The organism is Methanocella paludicola SANAE, assembly GCF_000011005.1.
GTDB lineage: Archaea > Halobacteriota > Methanocellia > Methanocellales > Methanocellaceae > Methanocella > Methanocella paludicola.
The window spans coordinates 1050276-1077192 of sequence record NC_013665.1 but is presented as its reverse complement, the minus strand read 5'-3'; the positions used below and the strand labels follow the sequence as shown (position 1 = coordinate 1077192).

Here is a 26917-nt window from a genome sequence, read left to right as displayed (position 1 = left end):
GCCCGAAGCGAAAGCGGCGCAGCCCGTGAAGAAAGCCGCATAGCGGCAATTGATCACCTTAATTATTATTTTTTTCGATAATTTTTTACCGTAAGGAGCACGATCAGGCCACCGGAAACGAAAAAAATGAAATGATAAGAGGAACCATGGAAGCGGAATATTGTGGGAGCGCAAGATTCAATTTTTGGAGGCTAGTATTTTATTTAAGTCATACATCGCATTTTTCGGATCTGTCCCTGTACCCGGAGGAGGGTATTGATCGTTATCAATCTTGCGCCCCGCCCCAATGGTATTACAAAATTTTATAATGTTGTTACTAGTTAATATAATTTACTATAATTGTAATAAATATTACCATTTATCCGAGTATTAGATGAAGCTCATCTCGGTACCCGAGATCGACGGAGATTAAAAAAGCTGGCAAGATGAGGGTCAAGCGTGGTCAAGCATTACGAGGATATTGACAGTAAATACAATGACCGCCGGATCACCGACCCGTCGGGTATGCGGACGAGCTGAAGCCCTGGTTAGTTGAGGATTAAATACGTATCCTGGACGTGGAATCTGGGACCGTGTACTTGGCGCGCCTGCTGTCCCGGCTCGGCCACGACGTCACGACCACTAACTGAATGATATGGCAGCTCGCAGAAAGCCCTCATATGAGAGATGATTTATCTAAACGTTCCCTGGCTTTTACACGTCGTTACCAGCCGCATTGTTTCTTAAAAGTATTACTTTAATTTTGACTTTTTAAATCATAATTTTAAGCAGCCTGTAAATATTCTCTGTGCCAATTAAAAGGGACATATGCTAATTTTTCAGGGTGTAAGTGTAAAAAATACCTATATTTATTAATAATAAATTTTATTATGAGATTAATTTGTGTGAACAAAATCTATAAATATATTCTAAAGTAACACAAATCAATAAAAAAATATTAAAAAAATCGTCATAATTTAAAATTGTTAATAAGAATAGGGAGGTTAACATGAAATCAAAATTAATGATAGTAGCGATACTTGCCATCGTCGTCATTTCTATCATTGCGGCGGGCTGTACGACCACGAACACTGGCGCGACGGCCACGCCGACGACGCAGGCCCAGAAGACCATCACGGTCATCGACGACCGGGGTAAGACTCTCACGGTGCCCTACCCAGCCAAGCGTGTGGTCTTCCTGGTCGAGAACGCGATGAACACGATGTACGCGGTCGGCGGGGCCGACGATATCTCGGGTATCGGCGACATCTGGATGCCCCAGTATAAGGAGGACTTCTTCCGCGCCGTTGACTCGAACTATAATGCGACCCAGAAGGTCGGCTACGTCAACGGGGCGGTAGACCTGGAGGCGCTGGCGAAGGCGAATCCGGACCTGGTCGTGCTCTGGTCCGCGGACTGGGACGACAAGGACACGAAGGCCATCGAGGAGACCCTGCACGTGCCCGTCTACGGCGTCTTCCTGAGGAACTTCAGCGACATCTACGAACAGCACCGCGACTTTGCGAAGATCGTCGGCAACGAGAAGCGCGGCCAGGAGGTCCTGGACACGATGAACGCGACCATGAAGAAGGTCACGGACGTCACCTCGGCGATACCCGAGAACGAGAAGCCCACGGTGTACTGGATGTGGGGCGACGTCTACGGTACGGCCGGCCTGCACAGCTCCACTAACGACATGATCAATGCGGCGGGCGGCGTGAACGTCGTCAGCAAGTGGAACAACGACACGAAGTACGACGAGCACCCGGTGCTGACCATGGAGGCCATCCAGGCGCTGAACCCGGACGTCATCTACATGTGGTACAACCCGAACCTCGACCCGAAGGACATCATGACCGGCGAGGACTACAAGGCGTGGAGGAACATCAACGCCGTCAAGAACGGCCGCGTCTACGAGCTGGACAACCCGTTCCTGGACGACTCCATGACCTCGAGGCTGCCCCTCGTTGTGATGAAGATCGCTAAGAACATCAACCCGGACAAATTCGCCTCGCTGGACCTGAATAAGGAATACGACGCCTTCTTCGTCTCGGTCTACGGCGTGCATTATCCCGGCTACGCGAAGGCTTAGGGTGAACGGGCGATGGCAAAAAACAGTGTCGCGGAGGCGTTAACGGCAGCGAAGCTGCCCGTTAATACCCCCTGGGCATGGAAATCCATCGCCGCTTTTTTATTTTTCATTTCGCCGCTGCCGGCTTTCGTCGTATCCCTTTTTATCGGCAATTTCGGCCTTTCCTTCAACGATACGCTGGGCGTCATCGCTTCCCGGCTCTTCGGGGGCGGCGACTACCCGGGCATGTACTATAGCGTGATCTTCGACGTGCGTCTGCCCCGGATATTGACGGCCATGCTGGTCGGCGGGGCGCTCGCGATCTCGGGCGCCGCGTTCCAGGGCATTTTCAAGAACCCGCTCGTCGATCCTTACATCCTGGGCCTGTCGTCCGGAGCGGCGTTCGGGGCGGCGCTGTCCATCGCTGTTTTGCCGGCGCTGCCGCTGGAGCCCGCCGCCTTCGTCTTTAGCCTGATCGCCATCGGGCTGGCTTATCTAATGGCCCGCACGAAGGGCGAGACTCCCGTGATATCGCTCGTGCTCTCGGGCGTCATCACCTCGGCCGTCTTCACGGCGCTCCTGGGCATCATCCAGATCCAGACCAACGAGAAGGCGCTGCAGAGCATCGTGCTCTGGATCATGGGCAGCTTCAACGCCTCCACCTGGTCGAAGCTCGGCGAGGCCTGGTACCTCATCGTGGCCGGGTGTGCCGTGATTATCCTGCTGCGCTGGAGGCTGAATGTGCTAGCCCTGGGGGACGAAGAGGCCCGGTCCGTGGGCATGAATACGGAATTGTACAAGGTGGCCTTCATCGTCGCGGCCTCGCTCGTGGCGTCGGCCTCTGTCGCCATCGCAGGGATCATATCCCTGGTCGGCCTTATCGTGCCGCACATGGTCCGCATGGTGATCGGGCCGGACCACCGGCTCCTCATTCCGCTGTCGTTCACCTTCGGGGCGGCCTTCCTCGTCATCGTGGACGACGCCGCCCGGGCGGCTTTCGGCTTCGAGATCCCGGTCAGCATCTTCACGACGCTCATCGGCGCGCCATTCTTTATATTTATCCTGCGCCGGGCGAAGGTAGGCGGATGGGAATGACCGGAGAAGGCATTCGCATCGAAGGCGTCGGCAAGTCCTACGACGACCTCCGGGTCCTGGAAGGTATCGGCGTCTCGATAAAAAAGGGATCAGTCGTGGCTTTTTTGGGGCCGAACGGGTGCGGCAAGACCACGCTCCTGAAGATCATCAGCCGCAACCTCGACCCGGACAGCGGCATTGTATTTCTTGACGGAAAAAATATCGTCGAGATGCGGCCGGTGGATCTGTCAAAGAAAATGGGCAGCGTCCCCCAGGCGCACCGGTCCTCCTTCCCGTTCTCGGTGCTCGACGTGGTCATGACCGGCCGCGCGCCGTATATCGGGGCTTTCTCGACACCTTCCGCAAAGGACATGGAAATATCCCTGGGAATCCTGAAGACGCTGGGAATTTCTCACCTGGCCGAAAAGTCCTATACTACGATCAGCGGCGGCGAGCGCCAGCTCGTCATGATCGCCCGGGCGCTGGCGCAGGGGCCGGAGTTCCTCTTGCTCGACGAGCCCACGACGTTCCTGGACCTGAAAAACCAGATGGGGGTCCTCTCCATGGTCACGGGCCTGGCCCGGGAAAAAGGCATGACCGTCATCATGACCCTGCACGACCCCAACCATGCCCTCATGTACGCGGATGAGGTCGTCCTCATGGCAAAGCTGGACGGGCACAAAAGTAACGTCATCGCCGCGGGTCTGTCGCGGGATGTGATGACGGCGGAGAACATCCGGGCAGCCTATGGAGTGGACGTCGAGATCATCGAGCACGATAATAAAAAGGTTATCCTACCGTACGTAAAATAAAAAAGAACAGTTAATAAATAATCATTTACTTCTTGGGAGTTTTCTTCGGGTTGTGCTTGGCGCAGGTGGCGCACATAAGCGGTTACCTCCTTTCTCAAAATAAACATATAGGGAGAGGGGATATATATTTTCTGTTGTGAATAAAAATCTTAATCGTAATACGTAGGACACTTATTCAAATGAATTCGGCACAAGAGTTGTTATACTTTTCGAATGTACCTTAACTAGTACCTAATTAATATTAAGCGTAAAATAGGCCCGATATTTTAAAAAGATATTTGCTTTATATGAGAAAAATAGTAAAATATATTACTAAGTAATACTATAATAGATAAATGTAATATCGGCGCAAGTGATCGAGCAATGATGACCACTTAAATATCAAAATGCATCAGAAAATTACCCATATATATTCACCTCGTATCGGACGGATCTACTTGCGCCGATATTTTATCGGCATGACAATCTATTCCAAAAGATAAAAGCAGATATAAATTTTACAAAAGGAAGGCCGACGATGCAGGATCTAGCGCGCATAGGCATATCGGTACCAGGCCGACTCATGGGCCGTTTCGACGAAGTCATCGCACAGCGGGGGTATTCCTCCAGGTCCGAAGGCATTCGTGATGCCATAAGGGATTATATACAGTACGAGAAATGGATGAGCAAAGTCCGGGGGGATCGCATCGGCATCATCTCGATCCTGTATAACCAGGATAAGCGTAAGCTTGTCAGCAGTCTGATGCAGGTGCGGCATGACAATTCCGGCCTGATACTGACGACGATCCACAAATATCTCGATAAAGATAATTGCATGGACGTTATCATCGTGCGCGGTGAAGGGGGAAGCATAAGGGCTTTCACCGAAAAGCTGATGGCGAACAAGTGCGTGAAGCACGTCAAGCTCACGACTATCCTGCCCGAAGCGGAAATTTAAAAAAAATCAATATAATGAATCGGCCAGACACCGGATCGCGGGAATTTCCATATCCAGCTCCCGCCCTTCGAGCGTCGCCCGGAACAATCCCCTATCTTCCGGGATCACGGCGGCCACGCTTTTGCCCTCGAACCAGCCGAGCACCAGTTTTTGTATTTCCTCGTCCATCTTATTCAGCACGAAGTGCACCTTCGCCCCGTTATTTCCGACCATGGCCTCGATCTTGCGCGAGAGCCGGAGCGACTCGTAGGAGGGGTCCACTACGACCATGATGTGGTCGAAGCCGGCCTCGATGCCGCGGCCCAGGTGCTCAACCCCGGCCTCGGTGTCCGCGATGACGACATCGTTCTCATCTAGCACCAGATTCTTGAAGAGCAGCTCGGAGAGCGAGCCCATCGTGCAGGCACAGCCTTCGCCGAAGTCGTGGATCTTGCCTATGGACAGGAGTCTGATCCCACACTTTACGACGACGTATCCGGAGGGGAGCGTGGCGATGGACCATTTCATATCGAACGGCTCTTTCGTCCGGTCCTGGTAATACTCGACGATCTTTTTCGTTGCCGCTTCCTTGCCTCCAAAGTAGCCGATAAAGTCTGCCGGGGCCTCCATCCCAAGCTGCCTGTGCAACCCGTAATTGGACTCGTCGAGGTCGACCACGAGGACATTGTGACCACGGGCTGCCATAGCCCTGGCGAGCAGGGCCGAGATCGTGCTCTTGCCGGATCCGCCCTTTCCACAAACTGCGATCTTCATATAAAAGCTCCAAATTTTTTAAATGTTACTTTAGCATAAATATTTTACTAATTTTAATACTTTATCTTCATATATATTAAATTTGTAATACATTAAAGTTAAAAAAGATAGAAATTTGAATACATATACTTCATAGCAGAGGTCGTATAAAAATCAAAAGGTATTTTATGTCATACGTAATATTATCTTAAAGTTAAATATTATATATAGAGCGTGAATCAAATGGAACAGGAACTAATGCGTATCGGCGTATCGTTACCGGAAAATCTCCTGGGAAGGTTCGACGAGATCATCACCAAGAGAGGCTACTCATCCCGCTCCGAAGGCATCCGGGACGCGATCCGGAACTACATTCTGAACTACGAGTGGATGAGCGAAGTCCAGGGCGACCGGATAGGCATCGTTTCGCTCCTCTACGACCACGACCAGCGCGGCCTGGTTAACAATATCATTGATATACAGCACGATAACAGCGAGCTCACGCAGTCCTCGGTCCACGTCCATATCGATGAGCACAACTGCCTCGAGATCCTGACGCTCCGGGGCGATGCAAAGGATATCAAGGCCTTTGCTGAAAAGATGATGTCCCTGAAGGGCGTGAAGCACGTCAAGCTCACCACCATCACTCCGGGCGCCGAGCTCTAGGCCAGTACGAAGATTTATTATATAATATATTATTATATAATTAATCGTGGTCTAAATGCATGATGAAAAAGGTCACGAGCATAAGCACGGTAAAAAAGAGGAAGAGGAGTTAATAAAGCATGAGCACGCTCATGTCCCGTCTGAAGCCGGGGAACACGAGCATGAGCACGTTCACCAACATGCCCATGGGCACGAGCATGCAGGGGAAGAGCATGCTCATGAGCATGAGCATAAGCACAAGCATAAGCATGTGCATAAATGATCTTTTTTTAAATTTTCATTTTCTACCAACTTTTATTACTTATTAAATAAATTATAACACCAATTAGTTGCTAAGTCATATGTTGGTGTTACTGTGGATGATACGGGCATAATACTAGTCCAGCACGGAGATTTTCCCTTCGATTTTAAAGAGAAACAAAAGCTGATGTTCGACTTCATTGAGGGCATGCTGGAGAAGCTGAGCGATAGGACGCGGGGCCTTCCGCGGAAGCCCGACGACCCTTATTCGTGCGACATGCATACGCTGGCCGACGCCGTCCGTGATGCCGGCGGCTTTAAGCATTTCGAGGTCGGCTATATGGAGTTCTCCAGCCCCACGATCGAGGAGGCCGTCATAAGGCTGGAAGGTCAGGGCGTCAGGAAGGTCGTTCTCGTCAACTCGCCCGGCATCATGATGCGCAGCTCTCATAGCCTGCTGGATGTACCGGCCATACTTAAAGAAGTGGCCCATAGCCATCCCGGCCTTGAGCTCGTTTATGCCCGCCCGGGCATACCGTTCGATAAAATGGCAGAGCTGTTCGTTAAACGCATCGATTCGGCCCTCGGCAGGCAGGCTCATCCTTCCGTGCCGCATGCGGCCGCCACTATGAGGGACGACTTCGGCGTAGTCATGATCGCCCACGGCGACATACCCATTGAATATCTTAGCTCAGGCGAATTCGGGATGGGCAAAGCGGAGAAGCACATCGAAGAGTGGTCGGAGATGGTCCGGAGGTGGCCCAGGACTGAAGAGAACGACCCGCTGTCATTCGATACCATGAAGCTGGAAAAGCTCATCAGGGAAAAGGGCGGCTACGATAACTTCCGGGCCGGTAACCTGGAGTTCGCCTCGCCCACGCTGGAAGAGGCCGTGGATAAGGCACTGCAGGATGGGGCGAAGAAGATACTCTTTATCGGCGGAACGGGATTCTGCGACCGCAGCTCCCACACGCTCGTGGACATACCGGATGCAGTATTTAAGCTCCAGGAGTCACACCCCGGGATCAAGATGACTTATGCATACCCGAACATGGCCCTCGTATCGGCGGACTTCGCCGCCATAATAGCCGATAAGGTGTACGAGGCGCTGGAAAAGGGTGGCTTATCCATATCAAATAATTAGTCGGAGTTGTGCTTGCCGTTGTGGTTCTCGTAGGCGATACAGCCCTCGCACTCGACCTCAGCATCGTCTTTGGACTTAAACTCTTTTTTATGCTTCTCGTAGACACGCATGGCCTGGGCCATGACGGCCGTGCTCGAGAGAGCGCTGCCGATCAAAATAGCCTCGAAAACCTCCTCATCGGATATGCCCTTACGGTCCGCAACACGCAGGTGCATGTTCAGGCAGTGGTCGCACTTCAGAGCGGTGGCGACGCCGATCGTGATGAGCTCGACGGTCTTCTCGTCCAGATGGTCGGGGCTCCGGAGGACGGCATCGTCGTAGATGATCTTGGGCAGCAGGACGTTAGGCTTGTCGCTCATTGACTGGAGGATGAAAGGCACTTCGCCATAGTCTTCCTCGATGTTTTTCAGGAGCTCCTTGACGGCCTCGTCCGGCTCCTTGCCGAACAAGCTCTTGATCGTGTTCTCGAACTTCATCATGGATCACGTCCGGGCTAAGGATTGAAGTAGTATGCGTACCCACAGTATTTATAGATTATCAGAATGCTCTAGTCTATTGTTTTGTCGGGGTAAAAACTATGTTTCGGCGGGGAACGTTGAGTAATGCTTTGCCAGTTATTTTATTGTTAAGCGCTCTGACGTTCTGTAGCGTTTTTCCGGTGAGTTCACAGAGTGTCGCACAGGGTGTTACCGGCCCGGATACGGTAGATGTCGTATTGATATACAGCCACGGGTGCGTCGCCTGCGAGCGGGCCAGGCCGGTGACAGCGCAGGCGCTCTCGTACCTCAACAACAGCTCTTCGATCAAGGTCAATTACGTGGAATACATCGATAATTCCCGGGAGGGGCTGGAATACTTTGAGCGATATCACCTGAAGGGCGTGCCGTCGATGATCATCAATGGAAATACGGTCGTAGGGCCGGACGAGTTCGGCGGGGACTCGGGCGTCGCCTATAACCTGATATTGCAGAAGATCCGTGACGCTTCTGACTATACGGTGCCTGTTATCATCGACCGTACGATGGTGAGAGACCCGTCCAACGCGACCCTGATCAACGTGGCGAATATGATAAGAAATGAGGGTAACGAGTCGGTATTCTTGAGCTTTTCCGACGGGGAGGACAACGGCATTAACGTCACCTCCGGGAACGCGAAGTGGGAAGGGACGATACCGGCCGGCGGCAGCGTCAGCCTCGCGTATAACGCCACGGTAAGCGGCCTTGACCGGACACAGAGCCCGAAGATATCGTATATGGACTCCGGCGGGGCCCACGTCGTGCTCCTGCCCGAAGACATGGTCCCGGGATCATACAGCTTTGACCTCCTCACGCTTTTAATCGCGGGGCTGGTGGCGGGCTTCAATCCCTGTATCATAGCCATCCTGATCTTCATAGCGGCCGAAGTGGCCTCGGCGACCGGAAATAAGCTCGACATAATACTGAACGTGGCCGTATTTTGCCTGGGCATCCTGGCCGTATACTTGGTCATCGGTGCCGGCCTGTTCGAGGCCGTCAGCATCATCCCGTCGATCGCCGGTTACCTGGAATATGCCGTTATTGGCATTCTTCTTGCGCTTGCTACCTATGCGTTCTATAATGCTTATCAGAGGTATACAGGAAAAGCGGTGGGTTCTGCCACCAGGGGCCTGATAGCGTCGGTCAAGCCCCTGTATACGAAATATCGCCTTGCAGGAAGCTTCCTTCTGGGAGGCCTGTTCGGCATGATCAAAATGCCCTGTGCCGGCGGCATTTACCTCGCCATCCTGAGCAAGATCATTCTGTCTAAAGAGATACTGGAGGGCGTGGTCTACCTGCTGGTCTTTGACATCGGGGTTATCCTGCCCGTACTGGCGCTGGGGCTGCTGCTGGCACTGGGCTTCGGTACGGAACGGATGGAAAAGCTCAGGGCCCAACACGCGGTTCTCCTCCACGCCCTGAACGGAGCGATCCTCGCCCTTCTCGCGGCGGCGTTCGTGCTCAACATCATATAATCGGAAAGCTTTTACCATATCATAGGTTACTTTTTCATATATGAAGCAAAAATATGGTCCCTGGCTTTTTTTGATCGCATTTTATATTGCGGCGATACTGGGCGTGGGCCTGATCTTAGCGTTTATCGTCGGCGTCTATACTGGCCTGGCCGGCGGCACTGGCATATTTCAGGCTTCGTCATTCTTCCGCACCACGGGTGACATCCTTTTCTTCATGGGCATGATCGTCCTGACGTTCGGCGCGTTCCTCGAGTTCTTCGTTAAGGCCCGCTCCCCGTCGATCGGGCGCACCATGATGCTCCCGCATGAGCTGTGGTCGAGGCGCTTTGCGCTCCAGGATAAGGACCGTGAGGTGGCCCGGATGGACGATGACACGTCGGGCGGCTGGATACTTATCGCCATCGGCATCATTACCATCATCATCTCCGCAGCTTTCGCTTACATCTCAATGAAATAATCCATATAAACGTTATAATAGAAAAAAGTATAAATTTTCAGACCATAATTATTCAATCATGTCCGGACGCTTATGGTGCATACTCTTACTAGCGCTGCTTGTGGCGATGCTAACGGTAGCGACCCCGGCCCTCGCCGACGAGACATACCTGCTTGATAAGGACTTCCAGCGTTATCATTCAAATATTGTCATACACCTGATCCAGGTCAACGTCACCGATAAGTACATGGGCAACATCTACCCGTCGAAGGCTCCCCAGGATACGAAATGGGCACACCTCGTCTACCAGTACGAGAATACCGGCGACCAGATGCAGGTCGGGAATATCCAGTATGAGCTTATAGACACTCAGGGACGCGTCTATAAGTTTAACCCGAACATGGACGAGTACTCGGGCGTCGAGGTGCAGCCGCACTCGAAGTCTGACATAAGGTGGAATGAGATACCCATACCTAAGGACGCTGTGCTCGCTAAGGTCCATGTGTTCCAGGGAACGAACCCGGACTTGTTGCTCGGTAATGCGACCTACGACCTGCAGCTCGTGGGGACGATCGCTCCGACCGTGACGCCTGCCTCATCTGCGACAGCGACCAGAGGGTTCGGGTGCTTTTCGACGCTGTTGCCATTCATAATTATCGGCAGCCTCGCTATCGTGGGAATATACACTAGAGGGAAAAAGGCGTAAAAATTTTAAATGACGAAGCCTGTCTCGGACTTTGGCTTAATACGCAGAAGTATGAAGTCCTTCATCCGGGAAGGCTTAATTTCACATACCTCACGCAGGTACACGCCCTCATCGAACCGGATATTGGCGATAACGTCCCGGTAATCGTTGTAGGACAGCTTGATGCGGGCACCGTTCAGGTTCAGCGTGACGGGCGTCGGGGATATGACGTCCTGAATATCCGGGACCTGCTTCTCGATCTCCGCCTTAAGGCGGGGCGGGCTGACGCTAAGCTGGTCCTTATCGAGCTCGGAGCGGCGCTCGTCCAGCACCTTGCCGATGGCGTTCACGATACGGTCCATGCTCTCCGTCTCCTCCTTCTGCCTGAGGCGGTGCATCATGCGGCCAAGGCCGCTGATGTAGGCCTCGCAGCCCGGCACTTCGCTCGTCTTTAGCTCAGGGCCGCCGGTGACCACGATGGGCACCTCGATGTCCCTGAACAATTTGGTCTTCTCGATGATGCAGTGCTTGAAGTTGCCGTATAAGAATAATGCGGCGTCGTGCTCGTTGATGAGGTCGATCTCCTTGGCGGTGAGCTGCGCCACGCGCTTGCCGACTCCCCGTGCCAGCCCGATCATGTTGGTCTTGGAGCCAGCGCGCCGGAGGTACTCTGCGACATCGCATGCAAGGTGTGGCAGGTGCTGGTAGGCCAGTGTCGGCGTAATGACGGCCACTTCCGCTCCCGCGAGAGGCGCCTTAACGAGCTTGCCGAGCAGCTCGCGGTTCTTGGCCTCGATAACGGGAATATCGGCGTTAGGGACCAGGATGACCATGATGACGTCCGACTGAAGGATGTTCTTCTGAAGGATATAGCCGCCCATGTCTTCGACTAGCTCTTCGAACTCCTCGTGCTTGTACAAGCCGCCGGTCCAGATAAATGGCTCCATTTTCAGGCTCCTATGCTACTCCTTAATTTCCTGCAGATCTCAAGCCACTCGGGCTTGATGGGGTCCTCGGACGCGATGAAGGCGAGCATGTGCTGGTCGATGAAATGTTTCCTGACGCGGAAGCCCTCGGGCGTGATGCGGAGCAGCGCGTCAATGACGTTCTTCTTTAGCTCTTCCTGCGGGTCGTACACGGTGATCGCGGATACGTCGTCCATCTGCTTCGCGAAGTCGCCCTTCACGGGGACGATGACCGCCGCCCGGTCGGTCTGGATGATGTTCTCCCTGCCGTATTTCGACCATAGCCTGCCGATGGCTTTGGAGGAGTACTGCTCTTCCCTAACGGAGACGAGCAGGCCCTCGTTGACGCTGGATATGTCAGCCACGTCGCCCAGGGTAAGCCTGGCCAGCCCGGGACGGAACAGGCCCACGATGATAAACACTGGCGCCTTCGGGTCGACGTAAACCTTAAGCCGGCCGATAGCCCGCACGAGGTTCAAGTCCATAAGAATGTCGGAGATGACCTCCTTGTACTTCTCGGCGCCCTCCAGGTCCTCGGAATCGACCGTGAAGACCTCGAGAGGCTCCATAACCAGGTCGTTCATTTCTTAATTTCCTCCCGCAGCCCCGACACCAGCAGCGCGGCGCCTACGGCGCCGATGTACTGCGAGTACGGGGGAACGACGACGTCCACCTTCAGCAGGTCGCTCATCGCTTTTACCAGCCCGATGTTCAGCGAAGAGCCGCCCACCATGATGACGGGCTTCTTTACCTCGATCTCCTGGAGCTGCTGCTCGAAGACCTGCTCGGCGACGCTGTAACAGGCCGCAGCGGCGACGTCTTCCCTTAATTTGCCCATCGAGAGCGAGTTGACCAGGCTCTGCGTGCCGAAAACGATACAGTAGCTGTTCATGTTGACATTGTAGTGATTGCCCTTAATGGCCAGCTCGCCGAGGTCCGATATATCCACGCCGAGACGGTTAGCCGACTGCTCGAGGAACCTGCCCGATGCTCCGGCACAGATGCCGCCCATGGTGAAGCTGCCGGGAATGCCGTCCATGACGGCGATGGCCTTGTTGTCCATGCCACCGATGTCGATGACGGTGGCCGGGCCCTTCTGCTTCTTCGCCAGGTATACGGCGCCCTTCGAGTTGACCGTTAATTCTTCCTGGATGAGGTCCGCGCTATTGTGCTTGCCGATGAGGAACCTGCCATAGCCGGTAGTGCCCAGGCCGCCGATCTCTTCCCGCTTAACGCCCGCCATTTCCAGAGCCTTCGTGTAAGCGTCATCGGCGCTCTTGAGCACGTCCGTGGTCTTGACCCAGCCCGTGCCGATGATATTGTTATCACGCATGATGACGGCCTTCGTGGTGCTCGACCCGGAGTCGATGCCGGCCGTGAGGCCGACCTGCTCTTCCCGGGCCAGTAAGCTGCGCCGCAGCGCTGTGGTCGACAGCGCTTCCATCCTGGTCAGTAGCGTCTCGTGAGTGGTACGCTCTGTGAACGAATAGCTAATTACTGGTAAGTGGGCCTTCGACTGAATGTAGTTACGGACGGCATTACGTGTGATGGCGCCTTCGGCGCACCGGAAGCACGACGTGATGAACACGGCGTCGGCTTTGGTATCGCCCTTCACGATGCTCTGCGCCCTCGCGATCATCAGGCGCAGGTCCGGGCTGGCCACCTGGAGGCCGAACTTATCGGCAGACTCCTTGATGTTAGTGATGTCCACCTCGGGGTAGACGATCTGTGCGTTAACCTGCTCGGCGGCCTCCTCGATCTCATGCTCCACGCCACTATATTCCGAGCCGCAGGTAAGGTGGGCGATACGGATCTTCCTCATTGCGGCGCCTCCACCTTAATGACAAGCTTATCCAGGAACTCCTTCACTAATAGCACGAAATTCTTGGCCTCGTTCTCGTTCTTCGGGTATTTAAGCTCGAGCACCGGAACGCCCTTGCTCCTTATCGTATACTTGATGAGCTCGTTGGTACGGGCGCAGCCCATGCACCCGAACATGTAGTCGGCATCCTCGACGATGATGGCCGCCTGCGCCTCCTCTATCAGCGGGTCCATGAGCGACATCCGGCCCCGCACTCCGGACGGTATCTCGATGGCCGCGTACTTCAGCCCCTTCTTGGCGTCGTCGGGCGTCATGTTCATAGGCGGCGAGTCCAGGCCAGGGTCGGTGACCTTCTTGCGGATCTCCTTCATCAGGGCCAGCGGCTCGTGGCCGAACCTCTCCACCAGGTCCGACAGGATCAGGCTGTTCGCGGGGTAGATGAATATTTTCATGACTGTGACTTTCCTCCTAATTTTTCGGCTTCCTCAGCGATAATTTGCTTGAATTTGTCAACGGGAATGTTCTTTGCCTCGGGCAGGTCCAGGGGTTTGCTTCCCCTGTCGACAAGGATCAGGCCCTTTCCGATGTCGGGAAGCATGTCGATCTCGTTCTTGAGCTGGTGGAACCCCGGCCTAGGGCCTCCGCCTCGGTTCGCGCGGCAACGCCGCTCATCGCCCGGAGGGAACCCTCGCTCCTTGACGAAGATCTTCGTGGGGTTCAGCTTCCTGACCTCGTTAACGACCTTATCGACCTCGCCCCGCGTTCCGGTCACCATCAGCCCGTAGCAGGTCTCCTTGATGGTGACATCGCTCGAGACCTTGTAAGCGTTGATCGCCATATCCGAGGGCAGCTCGGTATCCGAAATGACCACCATCTTAGTAATTTTATCTTCGGGCATATCACACCTCGATGAAATAGACAACATCTTTTTCTTTTATCTTCTTCAGCTTTTCCAGGTTGACGATACGGCCGGCGATGTTGGTGGCGTCGTATTTTTCGCCGGTGGGCCCGAACTTGTCGTTATCGCTGAACCGGACGCCGATAAGGCCCTCATGCTTCGAGGCCGTGTTCGTCAGGCCGATCTCTCCGGCCTTTACCGTCGTGCCCCCCTCAGGCTTGTTCTCCGGGATGAGGTCGCCGACGGCGACGGGCTTGCCCTTGAACAGCATTGTCTCCTCATACTTGAAGTATACGGGGAGCGCTCCCACGTGGTTCTCCTTGAGGCCCGACGCCTTCCGGAAGTACTCGCTCGTGTTGGGCGCCGCGTCATCGTATAGCTGGATCTCGATGAGGTTGCTCCTCGGGATGGCAGTAAGCTTCACTGCGCCGGTCGATACGATCTCCATGGTCGTCCTGGGAGACTGGTCGACGATGACCGCGTCCTCGCCCAGGTAGCCAGCCTTCTCGTACTTGATGCCGGCGCCGTCAAGTATCCGGCCCGCCTTCACGAAGTCATAGCCCAGCATGCTCATCCGCATGGGTACCGTCTTTATGGCGACTTTCTGGCCGGGCTCGGCCATCCTTACCAGCTCGAGGCCGTGGACGATGCGGCCCACGATGGAATGATAAATGTTAGAGGTCATATCCTGCTTGGATATGTAGACGCGTCCCCGGCCCTTTCCGGACGTCCGGACGCTCACGGTGCCTTCGCTCCTGGCCGCAAAGTTCTCGTACGGGCAGAGCTCGCCCAGCATGGTGTTCGTAGAGATGAACGAGCTGGCGGCGAAGTCGACCTTGAAAAAGCCCTTCTTTACGGCCGCGTAGAAGTGCTCGGAGCCGTCCTTGGCCTTCGGCAGCATCTCGATCTCCACCTGCGTGTAGATCTCCATGCCATCCTCCAGCTTTACCGCCGTTTCGGCGGTCAGTATCTTATTGGCGAACGATTCGAGCCTGATGACCGGCTCGATGCTGTTGATGACGTCGTCGTTGCCCAGGCTGGCCAGGATGTTGCGTCCCGAGACCACACGCCCGAGCACGCCGCCGTCCCTCGCGCCGTAGTCCGAGGAATGGTCAGTTTTAGAGATGATGAAATAAGTGTTCTTCGCGTCATAGCCCCCGGTGCCGAAGCTAACGTCCCAGCGGGAGTACTCCGCTTCGCCTTTTGCGGCCTCGATGCTCGAGGATATGGGGCCGAACGCGATGGCCTGGCCCGTCGTCCAGCGGGCTTTTTGGCCTGCAAGGCGGCCGTAGCTATCCAGCCACGCCTTCTTCATGGAATCGCCGGTGAGCTCGATCTTGATCTCGCCCTTCGAGGTGAACACGCGGAACTCGGTGGCCACTTCCTTGCGTGTCTCTTCCCTGCCGGCCACGATGCCGATGACCGTATTCTCCATATGGAGGTATCCGGCGGCTGACAGCGCATCCGCTATCGTCGAGCCATAGGGCAGCGATACATTCTTCTCGTTGACCTGGACCGTGATCGGTTCATTAGCCCTGTCCAATACGCTCACTCTGCCTCTCAACTCTTTTTTTCACTTATATGTGATATACTTTCTATGCCGCGCCCTAATATAAAGGAAAACTGGCCGGCGCAAGCCGTTAAAAAATAATTATCATGGCCCCTTGGCCATGATCTCGCGTTCCTGCTCCGTAACCTTTTCGAGTACGGTATCCACGTCGCCGATAGCTACGATCTTGCCCGCCCTCATGAGCATGACCCGGTCGCACACCATGCGCACGAACTCCATGTCGTGCGAGACGATCATGAAGGTCTCGTTGATCTCCTCCCTCGAGGAGAGGATGGAGTTGGCGACGTCCCTCTTGGTGAATGGGTCCATGGTGCCCGTGGGCTCGTCCAGGACGACCACCCGGGGCTCCCTGATGAGTACCTGGGCCAGCGCGACCCGGTGCCTTTCGCCTTCGGAGAGCTCGTGCGGATATTTGGGCAGCACTTCATGGCTTGTCTGCTCGTTGAACCCGGCGATCTGGAGCGTGTGGACGGCCTTACGCTCGGCCAGCTCAGCGGGAAAGTCCAGGCCGATGGCGTCGGTCAGGTTGTCCACGACGGTGCGGTGCGGGTACAGGTCGTACTCCTGGTGGAGCAGGCCTATATACTGCTTCGCCCTGCCTCTTGCGTAGTACCCGGGCTCGAGCATGTTGATCCAGTCGTCCCCGATGCGTACCTCGACAACGCCATTAGCCTCCTCGAGGTTGCCCGTGATGATGTTGGCGAGCGACGTCTTTCCTGCGCCGCTTACGCCCACAATGCCGAAGACCTCGCCTTCCTTTACATCGAACGATAAGTTATTAACCGCTTTTATGACGCCACGGTCGACCGAGAAATAGATCTTCTGGAGGTTCTCGATCCGGATGATGGGCTCGCCCACCTTGTACTCCTTCTTCTCGACGGCCTTCTGGGACTTCATGAACTCGGCGATGACCGCTTCAGGCTTGCCGACCATCTTGATCTCGCCGTCCTCCAGGAGCACGGCCCTGGTCGCCAGGTCCTCGATGACGTCGTGGAAGTGCGACGTGATAAGCACGGTCATGTTGTAATCCTGTGCTGCCTGCTTGATGCCCTGGTGCACGATCTTGGCGGTCTTCGGGTCGAGCGTGCCCGTAGGCTCGTCGGCCAGGAGCATCATGGGCTCCTTCGCGAGCTGCCTTGCCAGCACGGCGCGCTGCTTTTCGCCCCCCGACAGGTCCCGGGCGATGTGCATCATGCGGTGGGACAGCTTGACCTGGTCCAGGAGGTCGGCTGCCCTGTTGATGAGATTAGCCTGAGGATAGTTGATGTCGTTCAGCGCCTTCATGACGTTCTCGATGACGGAATCGTCACCGTACAGTGCAAAAGTACGCTGGATCATGATGGCTACCCTGCGGGAAATGAGCCTTTTTGCGTCGTCGTCGGCATCGAGAATGTCCACGGCCCACGCGTTCATAGCGCCGCCGCATTTGGGGCAGGGCTTGCCGGTCCCGGAGGGAGGGGTCACAAAGTTACAGGATTCGCACCGGGCGGTATGGAAAACGACCTTGCCCGAGGCGGGGATGTCCTCGTCGAGGCCCCTGATCACATGTAACAGGATCGTCTTTCCGGCACCGCTCCTTCCGATGATGCCGACTGTCTCTCCCTCTTCAATAGTCAAGTTCACGTTCTTAAGGACGTGCTTGTCCCCGTATTTCACGTTTAGGTCCTTGACTTCGATAAATACCGTCAATTACTGTCCCTCCGCATTGAATGATGAATGTAAATTCGCTGTCCTCATTTTTCCGGTTCTTCTCTTTGGTTGCTCGTATGTAAACTTTCCGCAACGACGCTCTCGACTTCGAGAATATCGTCGACGATGACGTCGCTTGCCTCGAATAGCAGGTCGGGCCTCATTCCCTCCTGCTGCAGGGAAAGGATGCCCGTATCTGCGGCCTGGAGTGCCAGGTAATCGTTCACGCCGTCGCCGGCCATGATGACCCGGCCGTACCGCTTTTTAAGGCTTTCGACGACTTCCTTCTTGCCTTCGGGCGACACGGCATCAAAGACATTGCCCTCCGGAATGCCCAGGTCCATGGCGAGCGTCGACAGGGACCGGCGATTATCCCCGGAAGCGATATAAATGTCAGCGCCCGATGCCATGAGCCTTCGGACCATGCCCTTAACGCCAGGGAATAAGCGGCCGCCAGTGGCGAGCACGTAGGGTATCGTGCCGTTAGGCACGTCCACGACAAGCCCTATATTCAAATAATATATATCTTTACACTTAAGCTTAACCGCCTCTATCGCTTGTTTCAGGTCGCCCATGGTGGCCCCGCTGTCCTTCGCGATCGCATCGCTTATCCGGTCGTGCGTGCACTTCAGCCCACGGCAGATGATATCGAAGCCCATGTCGGCATGGGCCATGTAGTCGGAGATCTTCATGCCCGGGTCGGCACCGTCCAGGAAATCGACCGAGTCGGCCCGGAGGGCGATGAGCGCGCAGCCGCGGCCCTTGCTGATCATGTTGGTCGAGACTACGTTCTCGATGATACACCCATAGCTCACGTCACGGGCTACGCGATACACCTTAAGCAGCGTCCCGGCGCTGTCAAATACGATGGCAGTCCTCATTTCTCTGAACAAAATAATATTACTTCATGGTTAATAAAACCTGTCTAGCAGGCGGGAATGTTCGAGTTAACATTGTTAATTTTTTTAGCCCTTGTACCTGAGTAGCCGCATGCCGTTGAGTATTACGATGAATATGCTGGCCTCGTGTATGAACATGCCCGATGCCAGTACGACCGTCTTGAGCAGCACGCCGAAGACGAGGAGCAGGACGACCAGCACGGAGAACGCCGTGTTTTGCATGATGACGCCCAGGGTCTTGCGGCTGAGGCCTACCGAGTAGGCTATGCGGTCCAGGCTGTCGGACATGAGCGCGATGTCCGCCGTTTCTATGGCGACGTCCGTTCCTGCCGCTCCCATGGCTATGCCTATGTCCGCGGCCGCCATGGCCGGGGCATCGTTGATGCCGTCGCCCACCATGGCCACCACGCCCTCCTTCTTTAGCTCTTTGATGGCTTCGACCTTGTTTTCGGGTAGTAGCTCGGCCCGGTACTCGTCGATGCCGAGGCGTGTGGCGATGGCCTTTGCCGTGCGCTCGTTATCTCCCGTGAGCATGACGACTTTCTTTATGCCGGCCTTTTTTAGGCCTGCAACTAGCTCTTTAGCCTCTTCCCGGACCATGTCGGCCAGCGATATGACCGCGATCAGGCGGCTGTCCTCGATGAGAAATATGGCGGTGCTGCCTTTTTCCTCTTCGGCTCTAACATATGCCTCCTCTTCCGGCGAGAGGCTGAACTGGTTATCGGCTAGGAGCCTTCGGTTACCTACGACGAGCTTCCTGCCGCCGTCCGTCGCGATGACTCCTTTGCCGGGCAGTACCTTGAAATCCGACGGGTCAGGGATGGCGACTCCTGCAGGCACTTTTTTCAGGATGGCCCTGCCCAGGTGGTGCTCGGACATCTTCTCGGCGATTGCGGCCTTGAAGATGGCTTCCTCGGGGGTGCCCAAGAATGCCTTTACGTTTACTACTTCGAGCTCGCCCTTCGTAAGCGTGCCTGTCTTATCCAGGGCCACGATGCTCATACGCCCGGCTTTTTCGAGGTGGGCCCCGCCCTTGATGAGGACACCGTGGCCGGCCGCGTTGCCAATTCCCGATACGACCGCAATGGGTGTTGAGATCACGAGGGCGCCCGGACACGAGATGACCAGAAGGGTCAGCGAGACCAGCGGGTCCCTTGTCCAGAGAAAGACGATGATCGAAAGAACGATGATAGCAGGGGTATAATACTTGGCGAAGCGCTCGATGAGCTGCTGCGTGGGCGCCCGCTGCTCCTGGGCCTCCTCGACGAGAGCGATGATCCGGGCAAGGGTGGTATCCTCGCCGCTCCGCTCTGTTTCAACGTCGATGAGCCCGACCTCGTTGACTGTGCCGCTGAACACGTGGTCGCCGGGGCTCTTTCCAACAGGCACAGACTCGCCTGTGATGGAGGCCTGATTGACCTGGGCTTCGCCCTTAATTACCCTGCCGTCCACAGGTATTTTCTCGCCAGGCTTGATAACGACCACTTCGCCAGGCTTCACTTCTTCGGGCGGGACAACGACGATGTCGCCGTCCCTTCTTACGGACGCCGTTACAGGCGTTAGGCTCATAATGGCCCGTAAGGCGTTCCTGGTCCGGTCGATCGTCAGTGCTTCGAGGTAACCGCCGAACGTGAACAAGAACACCACGACGGCAGCTTCCCAGTATTCGCCGATGAGGATGGCCCCGATTGCAGCGATAGTGACGAGCGCCTGGATACCCAGCACTTTATACCGTAGCTGCGTGATGGCGCTTTTAGCGATCTCGTAGCCGCCCACTATGGCGGCCAGTATCCACAGGGCATTACTGACGTCCGTGTACTTCAGCTCGCCAGCAATAAAAGCCAGGATAAGCAAGATACCCGAGGCTACCGTGATGATGAGCTTTGAATTCTTCCGGTAAAACTTCTTAAGGTTGAAAGCCATAAGCTATCAGTTCAGAGGCTTAGTGCTTTTCACTCCATAGCCAAGTTTCTCGATCAGGCTGACAAAGTTCTCGACGTTCGTGACGGCCGGGTCGTAGTCCACCTTGACCTTGCTCGCCATGTAAAGGACCTCAACGCCTGAAACCCCCTTACTGTTCTTGAGCACGGCGCCGATCTTGGCGGCGCAGTCCGGGCAGCTCAGGCCGTCCAGCAGCAATACGACTTTCTTTTGCTCTTTCCCTTCCATAGTGTCACCTTGTTCCGATTAAATTACGTATATCCACGAACCTATTTAACGATAGTGTAACTTTTATCAGGTAATATGGTGAAATCATATTATGCTTCTCGATGAGAAAGTGCTCTCTACTCTTCAGCGTATGGGTTTGACATATTATGGCTCTAAGGCTTATGCCGCGCTCGTCGCCATGGGCCCGTCGTCGCCAGGCGATATCGCGAAAGAGGCGGACATACCCAGGTCGAAGATCTATGAGGTGCTGAAGAGGCTGGAAGAGGAAGGCTGGGCGAGCGTGGAAAGAGGGCGGCCCTTAAAGTATAAGCCACGGCGGCCGAAGGAGTCCATCGAGGAGCGCAAGGCGCTACTTTTTTCGGACGTGGAATACGCCTCCGCCGAGCTTTCGTCTATCTATGAGAGGCATATCGATAAAGAGTCCCCAAAGGTCTGGCTCATCCGGGGCATGGACAACATTTCTGAGCGCATCTCGGACATGATGGCCAGGGCAAAGCACGATATCGTGCTGCTGGGCGCATTGTATTCCGAGGGCGAGATCGACCGCATCAAGAAGCAGATGGAACGGGCACGCAAGAGGGGAGTCACCATCCGTATCATTACCCGGCCCAGCATCGAGCTTAAAGACAGAGACATTGACCTTGTTGAAGCGCTTTCCGGCGTGGTGCCCGAGATCAGGCTCTACAAGACGCCGTTCATCAAGTTCGTGGTCATCGATGGGCGGGAGATATTGATCATGTTCTCGAAGGTGACCGACGACGTGCCCGACGTGGAGAATGCCATCGCCATATGGACGCCGAACCAGGAAGTCGCCTCACTCATGCAGAGTAATTTCAACATGATGTGGGATGTGGCTGAGCCGGCAAAATAATAATTAAAGAATTTTCGTGCTCTCCGTCGGCCGGGCAGCTTCATGACCAGCCCCAAGAATTGGGACGCCCTTGGCTTCGGTAACTTTCATAGTTAGGAGTTTAGAATAAGCGGTAATATATATTGCATCACTTTGCCAGGGTAAAATGTGAGCTAGGCAATCCATATTCACGTATTAAACCTATATCCCTCGTAGCGACTTACGTACATCCCTCCGGTCGGTATCACGAAACCACAAAAGACTTTTTATATCCCACGTAAGACACAAAATCACCAAGCTCATGCCGGGCGTTCAAAACACGAAACAACCTCCCTAAGGGCTCCAAAACACTAAAGGATAGAAACACAAGAGACGGCATGAACTCCAATGGTTATGCTTTTTCTCGTGTTTCAATCCTTTCGAGAGGTTCGTCTTTTAGAGAGGTTGTTTCGTGTTTTAAACCACAAAGCATGTACCTTTGTGCATTTCGAGCCTTACGTGGGATATAAAATAAATTCGTGTTTTCGTGATACCGACCGGAGGCGCCCACTCCACAAGTAACCGGCACAACCGAAGAGCGACATACCAATCAGTTGTATTTATTTTATTAATTTTGGCATCCCGTATCTGATCGCATCCTTCTTGCACGCCTTCAGGCACCGCCCGCACAAATAACACTCGGCCATGGCGCTGCCTTTTTGTGCCTGGCCCGCGGGGCACTTCCTCGAGCATGCCCCGCAGTCGATACAGTTCTCGTTGATCTTGAGCTTCAGCAGGCTGACCCGGGACGTCAGGTTCATGAGGAAGCCGAACGGGCAGAGCAGCGTACAGTAGGGACGGTAAACGAATATGCCCGCAGCCGCCACGACCACGAGCGCCAATAGCTTGAACGTGTCCAGCCAGGGCGAGACGAGGCTGAACGGATTGAAGGAGACGACGGTGGCCAGCCCTATGCCGAGGACGATGAATGCAATGAAGAAGGCGGCCCTGATCTTTTCAGAGATCTTAACGTCGATATGCGCCTGGTTTTTCACCACTTTCGAGGCGAGCTCCTGAGCGACGCCAAGCGGGCAGATGTAGCCGCAAAAGAGCCGTCCTGCGATGAGAGACGTCCCGAGGATAAGCACGACCTTAACGGCCTGCTGCGGGTTGATGCCCCCGTTGATGATCCCCCACAGCACCTGATGCAGGTAAATCGTCGTATCCAGAAATCCCCACTGCAAGAAACCGGCCACAAGCAGCGAGGCGGCGAGGACGACCATGGCTATTTGCTCATTCATCCTCTTCTTCCAGAGCAATACGAGCACGATCGCCGTGGCAAGAAGCATGTATAGCGGCCCGACGATCAAAGGTAATGCCATAATAGGAACTAAAATTCAGCCGTATTTAACGATTGTGTAACTTCAAAAGGGTGAAATAAAAATACGAAGCGTCGTAAGCCCTTTTAACCGGACTTCTCGCACTCGAAGCAGCAAGTCTTATCCTTAATGTCGGTAAGGAGTTCAAGGCCGCACTTCGCGCACTTTACCTTACGGAAACCTGGATCCTTATAGGGCTCGCCGCGAGCGATATCGGCCGGGTTGAGGCCGCAAAAACACTTCTCAGCCATTACCATCACCAATTAGTAAATAAACGTCGGGTTTAAAATAGATTTTGTCACTTCAGCGGTATAAATCAAAAGATAAAAACGAACTAAAGACCAGGGCATGGCCCCGGCCGGGAATAAACTTAAGATACGACCTTGGCGACCGCGAAGTTTCTCTTGACGGTCTCCACCTGGATCTTGACCGAGTCGCCGACCTTGGTGCCCGGCACGAATATAACGAAGCCCTCGATTCGGGCGATTCCGTCCCCCTTCTTTGCTGTGTCTTCGATCTTTACGTCATACGTCTGCCCCTCAACTACGGGGGCATTTGAACCCTTGCTTTCAAACATACGTTAATCCTCTACGATAAACAAACACGTAAGCCGCTTTTATTAAAAAGCTCGTACGTCATTTGTTCCTGCGGGATAAGAGGCGACATGGATATAAATAAGTTATGCCCTTTCGTGGAGAATTATATCGTTTTCGAGCCCGGCATTGACGGATAGGCTAGCGTATCGCCTGCCCCGGGACCGCAATTTTTTTCTTTTTTCGGCTTCTTGTAGTTTCGCTTATGGAGAAGAGCGATATCATTGATAGCATCGCCTGCTGCGGGCTGATCTGCCGGCTATGCCACCTTGCCGGCGATTGCGACGGGTGCAGGAATACGGCGAGTAAGTGCAGTAATCACTCTGACCACTGGGGCGGCTGCTACCAGCGAAAATGCTGCAGGGGGAGGGGGATTAAGGGGTGCTGGGAGTGCGGCGATTTTCCTTGTGATAAGGAGATGTTCGACGTTACCACGCATGACCTGAAGATCCGGGCCTGCGTGCGGTGTATTAAAGAGGATGGGCCGGAGCGGTTCGTCGAGTATGTGCTCGGGAACGAGAAAAACGGCATCCGGTATGGCTTTCGCAAGGATTATGACGGCCTGGGCAGTGAAGAAGAGGTTCTGCGCCTGCTAAGGATTGGTAAAAAGAACCAATAATCCCTGTGTATGTGACTTGTTTATTTATGCTTTTATCGCCTTTCGTAGGATAGTTCGGTTTTACAACACGAAGACATGAATTCTTTTTTAGAATTTTAACACTAAATCATGAAAGCAGTGTAAACACAATTAAATCATGAAATCATGAAGGCTCTATTAAGCGAATTAAGCCGCTAAAACGCGGTTATTAAGACACGAACGAATGACGTAAATCACGAAGTGCCACAAAACTAAGACAGAAAGGAAACGCCAGCCCAGGTATCCCTTTGTTACTCCTAAAACTTATAATAGTTAACCGCATTTTTAACTTGACATCGCTCGCTAGTACAGGCGTACTCTATTTGTCTTATTTTTGTGGCACTTCGTGGCTTAAGTCGTTCGTTAGTGTCTTCGAAACCGTGCCCTTAGTGTTTTAATTCATTTAATGGAGTCTTTGCGATTTCATGGTTTAATTGTGTTTACCGTGTCTTCACGATTTAGTGTTAAAACTCTAAAAAAGAATTTGTGTCTTCGTGTTGTGAAACCAAAGGAGCCGTACATGCATCGCTCACATTATTAATAGAATTAGCCGCCAGAGACCTCTTCCTGTCCCCGTATATAGAGCCCCATATCAGCCTCAGTATTCACAGTCACCTTGTCCTGGAACAGGCCTTTGTGGTCAAACCGTGCCCGCCCGATGCCGATGGCCTCGCCGTACTTGTTGGCGATGATGATGCGCTCGTTCTGCTGAATGGACTCGTCAGCCCAGGTGATGGAAGAGCCAAATACATCACGACCGTAGACCACGAGCGACTCCGCCTGCCCCGTAACCTTGATCTTTTTCTTATCGGACACCGATGCGACCATGTAGGCGCCCTCCATGCTCAGCACGAGCGCCTTCTTGCCCAGCGAGCCCATATACAGGCCGGCAAACACCGGCTCCGGGTCCCGGCCGATGACGTAATACTTGACCTCGGGCGTGACGGCGAACAGGTCATTCTTTTCGCCCTGCCGCACGATGAAATCGAACTCCCCGGACAGGTCGAATGCGCCCCAGTAGTCTAGGCTGCGGCGCATGGCCGTGATCTCGAGCTTCTTTAGTCCCCTATACATTTTTCAACCTCGCCACAAAAAAACCGGACGTGCCATGCAAATGCGGGTACAGCCGCCTTGCGTTCTTTACCTGGGGGTCGAACTTCATGTCACCGAAGGATTCGATGCCCGGCTCACCATAAGGCACGGGCTCCACCTTCATGCCATATTTCTTTATCAAATGATCGACGATCCGCTCGTTCTCTTCGGGGGCGAACGAGCACGTTGAATAAACCAGTACTCCGCCGGGCTTCATGCAGGCATACGCCGCGTCGATGAGCTCCTCCTGCAGGCCCGAGCAGAACTGGATATCCGACTCGCCCCGGCTGGTCTTCCGGGTCCGGTCCTTGGCAATAACGCCCTCGCCAGTGCACGGGGCGTCCAGCAATATCTTATCTGCCTTCACCTCGAGTTTCTTGATGTCCCGGGCGTCCATGTGGAACAGCGCCGTGTTCATGACGCCACATCGTCCCAGGTTAGACCGCAGGCCGGCGATACGGGCGATCTCTACCTCAATAGCGATGAGCAGCCCCTTATTGTCCATCATCTGGGCAAGCTGGGTGGTCTTGCCCCCCGGCGATGCCGCCATGTCGATGACCACGTCCCCGGGCTGCGGCGCCAGCGCCAGCGGCGGTATTACGGAGGACTTATCCTGCACGTAAAAGTAGCCTAACAAATATTCGGCCGATGCCCCGATAGAGTAAGGCTCCGCCGTCACTTCAAGGCAGTCGGGAATATCCGTTTCCCGGAGCGTAAAACCCTTATCCGTAAGCCGCTTCGTCAGCGCATTCGCGTTAATCCGCAGAGTATTCACCCGGATATAGGTCCGCGGCGGCGCCTCCATACTCGCAAGGAACTTCTCCAGGTCGGGCACGAACCGCTCGAACCGGGCTACCATATACTCCGGGTAGCGGTACTTCTTTGCCAGCTCTGCCGCCTTTCCGCCTATTTCGAACCGCTGGATCTCACACGCCACGTTAAAACAACTCCTTCGTCCATTCTTTCACATTTCTCAAGGTCCAGCTCGATGGCCTCAGAACGTTCCGATATGCCCTCGCCGTCCATGAACGTCGGGGCGGTCTTGCCCCCGATGATGAGGTTGCCCACAAAGACCGATATTTCATCCACCAGTCCTGCCCTCGTCATGGCCCAGTTCAGCGTAGCGCCGCCCTCGACCATCAAACGGTCAATCCCACGCTTCTTAAGTTCCCCGGACATCACTGGAAGGTCGACCTCTTCCCCGCCTGCCACGATGACATCGGCTTTCGCCTTAAGAGCCTCTACCTTATCCGAAGGGGCCGACTTCGAAACGACCACGATACGCTTCCCTACGCCCTTCTTGAACACATCCGCCGTAAGCGGGATACGAGCCTTACTATCCACAACGATGCGGGCAGGATTCTCTTCCTTACCCTCGGACACCCGGCGCCTGCGTCGCTCCTCGGACTTCACCGTCAAACTCGGGTCATCCGCCAGCACCGTACCGATGCCTACCATCACGGCATCCGACGACGCCCGTAACTCATCCACCCTGTCAAAATCAGTCTTACCCGATATTTTAACCTGCTTCCTCTTCTTCGTGGAAATCTTACCATCGGCACTCATGGCCGAATTGATGAACGTAAAAGGTCTTTCCATGCCATACGCC

At 54.4% G+C, this 26917-nt stretch carries 30 protein-coding genes; 11 read left to right on the top strand and 19 right to left on the bottom strand.

The genetic code is table 11. The features are described 5' to 3' along the window. The first annotated feature begins 988 nt into the window (after positions 1–988). The 4 genes from MCP_RS05475 (at position 989) to nikR (MCP_RS05460) (ending at position 4873) form a co-directional block, all read left to right on the top strand. On the top strand, positions 989–2071 hold the full coding sequence (locus tag MCP_RS05475) for an ABC transporter substrate-binding protein (protein ID WP_012899828.1): 1083 nt from the start codon (positions 989–991) through the stop codon (positions 2069–2071). A gap of 12 nt (positions 2072–2083) precedes the next feature. Continuing rightward, positions 2084–3145, top strand: coding sequence for a FecCD family ABC transporter permease (locus MCP_RS05470; RefSeq protein ID WP_012899827.1), 1062 nt, complete (start codon positions 2084–2086; stop codon positions 3143–3145). After that, entirely contained in the window at positions 3136–3936 is an 801-nt protein-coding gene (locus MCP_RS05465; protein ID WP_128859945.1) for an ABC transporter ATP-binding protein, read from the top strand. The genes MCP_RS05470 and MCP_RS05465 overlap by 10 nt, the downstream gene beginning before the upstream one ends. A gap of 517 nt (positions 3937–4453) precedes the next feature. Continuing rightward, entirely contained in the window at positions 4454–4873 is a 420-nt protein-coding gene (gene nikR, locus MCP_RS05460) for a nickel-responsive transcriptional regulator NikR (RefSeq protein ID WP_012899825.1), read from the top strand. 6 nt (positions 4874–4879) lie between these two features. On the opposite strand, the gene MCP_RS05455 is transcribed toward nikR (MCP_RS05460), so the two are convergent. Further along, positions 4880–5626 carry a P-loop NTPase gene (locus MCP_RS05455; protein ID WP_012899824.1) on the bottom strand — a complete coding sequence of 249 codons (747 nt, stop codon included), beginning with the start codon at positions 5624–5626 and terminating at the stop codon, positions 4880–4882. A 222-nt stretch (positions 5627–5848) separates the two neighbouring features. On the opposite strand from MCP_RS05455, the gene nikR (MCP_RS05450) reads away from it, so the two are divergent. Next, positions 5849–6271 carry a nickel-responsive transcriptional regulator NikR gene (gene nikR, locus MCP_RS05450; protein WP_012899823.1) on the top strand — a complete coding sequence of 141 codons (423 nt, stop codon included), beginning with the start codon at positions 5849–5851 and terminating at the stop codon, positions 6269–6271. 109 nt (positions 6272–6380) lie between these two features. On the opposite strand, the gene MCP_RS16150 is transcribed toward nikR (MCP_RS05450), so the two are convergent. Further along, entirely contained in the window at positions 6381–6515 is a 135-nt protein-coding gene (locus tag MCP_RS16150; RefSeq protein ID WP_269446005.1) for a hypothetical protein, read from the bottom strand. A gap of 111 nt (positions 6516–6626) precedes the next feature. Here MCP_RS16150 and MCP_RS05445 point away from each other — a divergent pair, with 111 nt between their 5' ends. Further along, positions 6627–7655 carry a sirohydrochlorin chelatase gene (locus tag MCP_RS05445; protein ID WP_012899821.1) on the top strand — a complete coding sequence of 343 codons (1029 nt, stop codon included), beginning with the start codon at positions 6627–6629 and terminating at the stop codon, positions 7653–7655. Here the strand turns inward: MCP_RS05445 and MCP_RS05440 are convergent. Continuing rightward, the gene (locus tag MCP_RS05440; RefSeq protein ID WP_231845171.1) at positions 7652–8134 is read right to left on the bottom strand and encodes a carboxymuconolactone decarboxylase family protein; all 483 of its coding nucleotides are present in this window, start codon (positions 8132–8134) and stop codon (positions 7652–7654) included. The genes MCP_RS05445 and MCP_RS05440 overlap by 4 nt on opposite strands. A 179-nt stretch (positions 8135–8313) precedes the next feature. On the opposite strand from MCP_RS05440, the gene MCP_RS05435 reads away from it, so the two are divergent. From MCP_RS05435 to MCP_RS05425, 3 genes are read left to right on the top strand one after another with little or no spacing between them, the layout of a single operon-like run. Continuing rightward, on the top strand, positions 8314–9645 hold the full coding sequence (locus MCP_RS05435; protein WP_158301448.1) for a cytochrome c biogenesis protein CcdA: 1332 nt from the start codon (positions 8314–8316) through the stop codon (positions 9643–9645). A 40-nt stretch (positions 9646–9685) separates the two neighbouring features. Beyond that, entirely contained in the window at positions 9686–10102 is a 417-nt protein-coding gene (locus MCP_RS05430; protein ID WP_012899818.1) for a hypothetical protein, read from the top strand. Between the two features lie 58 nt (positions 10103–10160). After that, positions 10161–10787 carry a hypothetical protein gene (locus MCP_RS05425; protein ID WP_012899817.1) on the top strand — a complete coding sequence of 209 codons (627 nt, stop codon included), beginning with the start codon at positions 10161–10163 and terminating at the stop codon, positions 10785–10787. 5 nt (positions 10788–10792) lie between these two features. Here the strand turns inward: MCP_RS05425 and MCP_RS05420 are convergent, their stop codons facing one another. From MCP_RS05420 to MCP_RS05375, 10 genes are all read right to left on the bottom strand, one after another. Continuing rightward, positions 10793–11713: a methanogenesis marker 7 protein gene (locus tag MCP_RS05420; protein WP_012899816.1), complete on the bottom strand. Its 921-nt coding sequence runs from the start codon at positions 11711–11713 to the stop codon at positions 10793–10795. Between the two features lie 2 nt (positions 11714–11715). Next, complete coding sequence (locus tag MCP_RS05415) at positions 11716–12315, bottom strand: methanogenesis marker 17 protein (protein ID WP_128859944.1); 600 nt, start codon at positions 12313–12315, stop codon at positions 11716–11718. After that, a complete protein-coding gene (locus MCP_RS05410) occupies positions 12312–13553 on the bottom strand; it encodes a methanogenesis marker 15 protein (protein ID WP_012899814.1) in 1242 nt (413 codons plus the stop codon). Before MCP_RS05410 ends, MCP_RS05415 begins: the two co-directional genes overlap by 4 nt. Next, complete coding sequence (locus tag MCP_RS05405) at positions 13550–14005, bottom strand: methanogenesis marker 5 protein (RefSeq protein ID WP_012899813.1); 456 nt, start codon at positions 14003–14005, stop codon at positions 13550–13552. Before MCP_RS05405 ends, MCP_RS05410 begins: the two co-directional genes overlap by 4 nt. Continuing rightward, positions 14002–14451 (bottom strand): methanogenesis marker 6 protein, encoded by a 450-nt coding sequence (locus MCP_RS05400; RefSeq protein WP_012899812.1) that lies wholly within the window; start codon positions 14449–14451, stop codon positions 14002–14004. The genes MCP_RS05405 and MCP_RS05400 overlap by 4 nt, the downstream gene beginning before the upstream one ends. Before the next feature lies 1 nt (position 14452). Next, a complete protein-coding gene (locus MCP_RS05395; protein WP_012899811.1) occupies positions 14453–16003 on the bottom strand; it encodes a methyl-coenzyme M reductase-associated protein Mmp3 in 1551 nt (516 codons plus the stop codon). Between the two features lie 102 nt (positions 16004–16105). Next, positions 16106–17710, bottom strand: coding sequence for a methyl coenzyme M reductase system, component A2 (gene atwA, locus MCP_RS05390; RefSeq protein ID WP_012899810.1), 1605 nt, complete (start codon positions 17708–17710; stop codon positions 16106–16108). A gap of 44 nt (positions 17711–17754) precedes the next feature. Further along, a complete protein-coding gene (locus MCP_RS05385; RefSeq protein WP_012899809.1) occupies positions 17755–18591 on the bottom strand; it encodes an HAD family hydrolase in 837 nt (278 codons plus the stop codon). An 84-nt stretch (positions 18592–18675) separates the two neighbouring features. Then, positions 18676–20532, bottom strand: a complete 1857-nt coding sequence (locus tag MCP_RS05380; RefSeq protein ID WP_012899808.1) for a heavy metal translocating P-type ATPase — start codon at positions 20530–20532, stop codon at positions 18676–18678. A gap of 6 nt (positions 20533–20538) precedes the next feature. Next, on the bottom strand, positions 20539–20778 hold the full coding sequence (locus MCP_RS05375) for a heavy-metal-associated domain-containing protein (RefSeq protein ID WP_012899807.1): 240 nt from the start codon (positions 20776–20778) through the stop codon (positions 20539–20541). Positions 20779–20869: 91 nt separating this feature from the next. On the opposite strand from MCP_RS05375, the gene MCP_RS05370 reads away from it, so the two are divergent. Continuing rightward, a complete protein-coding gene (locus MCP_RS05370; RefSeq protein WP_012899806.1) occupies positions 20870–21649 on the top strand; it encodes a TrmB family transcriptional regulator in 780 nt (259 codons plus the stop codon). Between the two features lie 578 nt (positions 21650–22227). Here the strand turns inward: MCP_RS05370 and MCP_RS05365 are convergent. The 3 genes from MCP_RS05365 to MCP_RS05360 form a co-directional block, all read right to left on the bottom strand. After that, complete coding sequence (locus MCP_RS05365; protein WP_012899805.1) at positions 22228–22989, bottom strand: 4Fe-4S binding protein; 762 nt, start codon at positions 22987–22989, stop codon at positions 22228–22230. Positions 22990–23072: 83 nt separating this feature from the next. Beyond that, positions 23073–23237, bottom strand: a complete 165-nt coding sequence (locus MCP_RS15645) for a hypothetical protein (protein WP_162467033.1) — start codon at positions 23235–23237, stop codon at positions 23073–23075. Between the two features lie 119 nt (positions 23238–23356). After that, positions 23357–23563, bottom strand: a complete 207-nt coding sequence (locus MCP_RS05360; RefSeq protein WP_012899803.1) for a TRAM domain-containing protein — start codon at positions 23561–23563, stop codon at positions 23357–23359. 221 nt (positions 23564–23784) lie between these two features. Here MCP_RS05360 and MCP_RS05355 point away from each other — a divergent pair, with 221 nt between their 5' ends. Beyond that, entirely contained in the window at positions 23785–24198 is a 414-nt protein-coding gene (locus MCP_RS05355; protein ID WP_012899802.1) for a DUF3795 domain-containing protein, read from the top strand. A gap of 564 nt (positions 24199–24762) precedes the next feature. On the opposite strand, the gene MCP_RS05350 is transcribed toward MCP_RS05355, so the two are convergent. From MCP_RS05350 to MCP_RS05340, 3 genes are read right to left on the bottom strand one after another with little or no spacing between them, the layout of a single operon-like run. Next, positions 24763–25290: a PUA domain-containing protein gene (locus MCP_RS05350; RefSeq protein ID WP_012899801.1), complete on the bottom strand. Its 528-nt coding sequence runs from the start codon at positions 25288–25290 to the stop codon at positions 24763–24765. Next, positions 25283–26245: an NOL1/NOP2/sun family putative RNA methylase gene (locus MCP_RS05345; protein WP_012899800.1), complete on the bottom strand. Its 963-nt coding sequence runs from the start codon at positions 26243–26245 to the stop codon at positions 25283–25285. Before MCP_RS05345 ends, MCP_RS05350 begins: the two co-directional genes overlap by 8 nt. Next, entirely contained in the window at positions 26215–26907 is a 693-nt protein-coding gene (locus tag MCP_RS05340) for a 2,5-diamino-6-(ribosylamino)-4(3H)-pyrimidinone 5'-phosphate reductase (RefSeq protein WP_012899799.1), read from the bottom strand. The genes MCP_RS05345 and MCP_RS05340 overlap by 31 nt, the downstream gene beginning before the upstream one ends. Positions 26908–26917 lie beyond the last annotated feature (10 nt).

Coding starts and splice junctions, on each gene's coding strand:
- MCP_RS05475 (WP_012899828.1), top strand. CDS start 989: ATGAAATCAAAATTAATGATAGTAGCGATACTTGCCATCGTCGTCATT.
- MCP_RS05470 (WP_012899827.1), top strand. CDS start 2,084: ATGGCAAAAAACAGTGTCGCGGAGGCGTTAACGGCAGCGAAGCTGCCC.
- MCP_RS05465 (WP_128859945.1), top strand. CDS start 3,136: ATGGGAATGACCGGAGAAGGCATTCGCATCGAAGGCGTCGGCAAGTCC.
- nikR (WP_012899825.1), top strand. CDS start 4,454: ATGCAGGATCTAGCGCGCATAGGCATATCGGTACCAGGCCGACTCATG.
- MCP_RS05455 (WP_012899824.1), bottom strand. CDS start 5,626: ATGAAGATCGCAGTTTGTGGAAAGGGCGGATCCGGCAAGAGCACGATC.
- nikR (WP_012899823.1), top strand. CDS start 5,849: ATGGAACAGGAACTAATGCGTATCGGCGTATCGTTACCGGAAAATCTC.
- MCP_RS16150 (WP_269446005.1), bottom strand. CDS start 6,515: ATGCTTGTGCTTATGCTCATGCTCATGAGCATGCTCTTCCCCTGCATG.
- MCP_RS05440 (WP_231845171.1), bottom strand. CDS start 8,134: ATGATGAAGTTCGAGAACACGATCAAGAGCTTGTTCGGCAAGGAGCCG.
- MCP_RS05430 (WP_012899818.1), top strand. CDS start 9,686: ATGAAGCAAAAATATGGTCCCTGGCTTTTTTTGATCGCATTTTATATT.
- MCP_RS05425 (WP_012899817.1), top strand. CDS start 10,161: ATGTCCGGACGCTTATGGTGCATACTCTTACTAGCGCTGCTTGTGGCG.
- MCP_RS05420 (WP_012899816.1), bottom strand. CDS start 11,713: ATGGAGCCATTTATCTGGACCGGCGGCTTGTACAAGCACGAGGAGTTC.
- MCP_RS05415 (WP_128859944.1), bottom strand. CDS start 12,315: ATGAACGACCTGGTTATGGAGCCTCTCGAGGTCTTCACGGTCGATTCC.
- MCP_RS05410 (WP_012899814.1), bottom strand. CDS start 13,553: ATGAGGAAGATCCGTATCGCCCACCTTACCTGCGGCTCGGAATATAGT.
- MCP_RS05405 (WP_012899813.1), bottom strand. CDS start 14,005: ATGAAAATATTCATCTACCCCGCGAACAGCCTGATCCTGTCGGACCTG.
- MCP_RS05400 (WP_012899812.1), bottom strand. CDS start 14,451: ATGCCCGAAGATAAAATTACTAAGATGGTGGTCATTTCGGATACCGAG.
- MCP_RS05385 (WP_012899809.1), bottom strand. CDS start 18,591: ATGAGGACTGCCATCGTATTTGACAGCGCCGGGACGCTGCTTAAGGTG.
- MCP_RS05380 (WP_012899808.1), bottom strand. CDS start 20,532: ATGGCTTTCAACCTTAAGAAGTTTTACCGGAAGAATTCAAAGCTCATC.
- MCP_RS05375 (WP_012899807.1), bottom strand. CDS start 20,778: ATGGAAGGGAAAGAGCAAAAGAAAGTCGTATTGCTGCTGGACGGCCTG.
- MCP_RS05370 (WP_012899806.1), top strand. CDS start 20,870: ATGCTTCTCGATGAGAAAGTGCTCTCTACTCTTCAGCGTATGGGTTTG.
- MCP_RS05365 (WP_012899805.1), bottom strand. CDS start 22,989: ATGGCATTACCTTTGATCGTCGGGCCGCTATACATGCTTCTTGCCACG.
- MCP_RS15645 (WP_162467033.1), bottom strand. CDS start 23,237: ATGGCTGAGAAGTGTTTTTGCGGCCTCAACCCGGCCGATATCGCTCGC.
- MCP_RS05360 (WP_012899803.1), bottom strand. CDS start 23,563: ATGTTTGAAAGCAAGGGTTCAAATGCCCCCGTAGTTGAGGGGCAGACG.
- MCP_RS05355 (WP_012899802.1), top strand. CDS start 23,785: ATGGAGAAGAGCGATATCATTGATAGCATCGCCTGCTGCGGGCTGATC.
- MCP_RS05350 (WP_012899801.1), bottom strand. CDS start 25,290: ATGTATAGGGGACTAAAGAAGCTCGAGATCACGGCCATGCGCCGCAGC.
- MCP_RS05340 (WP_012899799.1), bottom strand. CDS start 26,907: ATGGAAAGACCTTTTACGTTCATCAATTCGGCCATGAGTGCCGATGGT.